Raw genomic sequence first — 3,277 nt, forward strand, 5'->3', positions numbered from 1 at the left:
GGCACGTCCAGGCCGTCCTGCGAGAAATCGAGCACCAGCGCCGGCAACGACAGGTCCAGGATCAGCTGCTTGCGCGCGGCCGGCAGGTCGGCATCGACCGGCACGATCACCAGGCCTTGCAGCAGGCAGGCGACCAGCGTGGCGATCAGCGCGGGCGAGGCCGTGCCGTGCAGGGCGACCCGCGCGCCGGGCGCCAGGCCGTGGCCGCGCAGTACGGCGAGCTGCGCGGCGACCCAGCCTGCGAACTCCGGCCGCGCTACGGCGCCGTCGCGGTCGATCAGCACCGGCGCATCGCCGTGGCGCAGGCCGTCGAGCAGCAGGGCGGTCAGCGGCCGCGTCGGCTCGGTCATGTCGTTGGACATCTGCGCGGTCATACGGGGCATGGCACCGGCCTTTGCACCGTAGCCGGCGCGGCGAAGACGCTCGCGAAGCGCCGCGGGTGGTACAGGGTGTGCATCGGGTGTGGCCGGCCCTCCAGCGCGCTGGCGACCGCTTCGGCGATCTCGGGCGACTGGGCGAAGCCGCCGGTGTTGTGGCCGCCGGCAAGCACCAGCCGGCCACCGCCCACGGCCGCGCGGATGTCCAGGATGCCCAGGCCCGAGGGCGTCCACGGACGGATGCAGTGGTGCACCTCGCCGCCGAACGCGCCGTCGCGCGCGACGCGCCGGAACTTGTCGGCAAACAGCTCGCGCGCCGTTTCCTGGATGCAGCGCGCCAGCTGCGGCAGGTCGGCGGCATCGACGTCGCTGGGCGCCATGCCGATGAAGCCGTGGCCGGAACTGCAGTGCAGCACCGGCCGGCCCGCGGCGTCGGTGCCGGGCGTGATGTTGGCACCCTCGGCCGCCTCGCGGCTGGCGAACGCGCTGCGCCGCACCTTCAGCGGCGACGCCAGCGGCGCGCCGTCGTCGTTGGGCAACGCGATCCACATCCCGACCATGGCGCCGATGTCGGCCAACGTGGTCTCCAGCCCCTTGATGGCGCCACCATAGGCACCGGGACAGATCACGTAGTCGTCCGCGCGGTGCCGCGCGCCGCCGATCACCAGGGCGTCCACCTCGCCGCCGGCATTCAGGCGCACTTCGTCCAGCGCGTGACGCCAGTGGAACGGCACGCCCAGGCGCTGCAGCACCGCGATCAGGTTGCGGCTGAAGCGCTGCACGCCAAGCGAGAAGCCGCGCACCTCGAGCGCGCCCGCGATCGCGCCATCGCGCACCGCGCCGGCTAGCGCGGGTTCGCGTTCTGCAAGCTCGGGCAGCGTGATGGCCGCGCACAGCGCGCCGATCTCGGCTTCCGCGCGCTGCCCGCCAGCGAACGAGGCCGGCGTCTGGTAGATGCGCAGCAGCCGGCCGATGTAGTTGGACTCCTGCAGCAGTTCCGGATACAGGCTGAACAGGGCCGGCCACCTGCGCCAGCTGCCCTTGTTGAAATCGATCAGGTCGTTGCCGTAGGCCAGCGCGGCCCAGGGCGGCACGGTTTCCAGCTGGCCGATCCAGCCGCGGTCTCGTTCGGACAGCGCGTCGTAGTCGCGCGAGAGCCAGCCGTCGTCGCAGACCTGTCGGCGGAACTGTGTGGGCGCGGCGCCGCCGTGCAGCGGCGAGCGCGCGAGATGGTGGCGCGACTCGTTGAACGAGAAGATGCGCGCGTCGCGGCCGCTGAAGGTGGCGCCGGCGCCGTCGGGCGCGCAGTCCGTGGCCAGCGGATCGGCCATGCGGTCGAACACGGCGACGTCGTGGCCGCGGCTGCGCAATGCGAGCGCGGTCACGAGGTTGACCACGCCGGCGCCAACCAGGATCACCTTGCCTGCGCGCCGCGGGTTGGGCGTACGCACCGGCCCCGCGCGCGGCCGGGCCATGGATTCGGCCAGCACGAACGCCTCGTACTCCGCCTGCTCCCAGTTCGCCGCCGTCGCCAGGGCGCAGCGCGCCGACAGCGCGGATGTGTCGATGGGCGCGGTGCCCGGCAGCGCCAGGCCGTAGAGGACGAAGCGGCATTCCGGCAAATGGTCCTGCAGCTGCGCCACGGTGGCCAGCTGGTCCTGCCGCGCCACCACGACTGTGGGCCGCAGGGCCGACAGTTCCGCCAGCACGGCGTGGTGCGGCTGGGATGCGAGGTCGGACCGGCAGGTGATCTGCGGTCCGAGGAAGATATCGACCGAGGACGGCGCAAGCCGGCACATCACGACGATGCTCATCGCGAAAGCTCTTTCATGAAAAGGAATGCTCGATTCCCCGGCGGCGCAACGCACTGCCGGAACGCGGTGCGGCCTTGGGGCCGCACGGGTCGGTTTTTCAGGAAAGAGGGATGGCTGGCCGCGGGCGTGGCACGCGGTGGTGTGGCTTGTTGTTCATGCTGGCTCCCTGGAGTGACACGCCGTCGCAGCGTTGGCGCTCGGCAGCGCCAGTGTAGGCAGGTTCGGCGGCACGTTTCCCGGTTGTTGCGGACAAATTACAACTTGCATGGGTGCCCTATCCTTGCGCTGTGAACACCTTCCATCTGAACCTCGCAGCCCTGCGCGCCGCCATCGTCGACCTCGACGGCACGATGGTCGACACGCTGGGCGATTTCACCGTCGCCCTGCACCGCACGCTCGACGCGCTCGGCCTGCCGCGCGTGCCGCGCGACACCATCGGCCGCATGGTCGGCAAAGGCTCGGAGCACCTGATCCGCACGGTGCTGGCGCACGTGGATGCGCCGCCCGCGCTGTACAGCCAAGCGTGGGATGCGTACCAGCGGCACTACCTGCAAATCAACGGCCAGCATGCCGACGTGTACCCCGGCGTGGTGGACGGACTCACCGCCTTGCGCGCGCGCGGCTTCAAGCTCGCCTGCCTGACCAACAAGCCCACCGCGTTCGCGCTGCCGCTGCTGCAGGCCAAGGGCCTGGACGGCTTCTTCGACGCGGTCTTCGGCGGCGACGCGTTCGCGCGCAAGAAGCCCGACCCCATGCCCTTGCTGAAGACCTGCGAGCACCTGGGCATGTTGCCGACGCAGACGCTGATGGTTGGCGACTCCAGCAACGACGCGCAGGCCGCGCGCGCCGCCGGCTGCCCGGTGCTGCTGGTCACCTACGGCTACAACCACGGCGAACCCATTCGGGCCGTGGATGCCGACGGCTTCCTCGATTCGCTGGCCGAACTGCCGGCGCTGCTGGCCTAGTGTCCTGTCCCGATAATACGTGAGCAAAGTCGATGCAGCTTTTCAAGGATCGAATCGGCGGTCGCAGTCCATTTGAACGGCTGACAGTTTTGGTTGTGAGCGTTGACGAAATGGTCGATGC

General features: G+C 70.4%; 3 protein-coding genes and 1 pseudogene. 1 reads left to right on the forward strand and 3 read right to left on the reverse strand.

The genetic code is table 11. From position 1 onward, the window contains the following. Together H0U68_RS09220 and H0U68_RS09225 are read right to left on the reverse strand one after the other, a co-directional pair. Positions 1 to 383 (reverse strand): AMP-binding protein (locus tag H0U68_RS09220; protein WP_296354834.1); only part of this gene is annotated, 383 nt, incomplete at its 3' end. Then, a complete protein-coding gene (locus H0U68_RS09225) occupies positions 371 to 2,191 on the reverse strand; it encodes an FAD-binding oxidoreductase (RefSeq protein WP_296354836.1) in 1,821 nt (606 codons plus the stop codon). The genes H0U68_RS09220 and H0U68_RS09225, both read right to left, overlap by 13 nt. A gap of 287 nt (positions 2,192 to 2,478) precedes the next feature. Here H0U68_RS09225 and H0U68_RS09230 point away from each other — a divergent pair, with 287 nt between their 5' ends. Beyond that, entirely contained in the window at positions 2,479 to 3,156 is a 678-nt protein-coding gene (locus tag H0U68_RS09230) for a phosphoglycolate phosphatase (protein WP_296354838.1), read from the forward strand. Here H0U68_RS09230 and H0U68_RS09235 read toward each other — a convergent pair. Beyond that, positions 3,153 to 3,277: pseudogene (locus H0U68_RS09235) on the reverse strand (IS630 family transposase); the annotation flags it as partial. The gene H0U68_RS09230 and the pseudogene H0U68_RS09235 sit on opposite strands and share 4 nt — an antisense overlap.

The organism is Ramlibacter sp. (assembly GCF_013697775.1).
In the GTDB taxonomy this organism is placed as follows: Bacteria; Pseudomonadota; Gammaproteobacteria; order Burkholderiales; family Burkholderiaceae_C; genus Ramlibacter.

Bases quoted from the DNA above. Each gene is read 5' to 3' on its own strand.
- H0U68_RS09225 (WP_296354836.1), bottom strand. From the start codon at position 2,191: ATGAGCATCGTCGTGATGTGCCGGCTTGCGCCGTCCTCGGTCGATATC.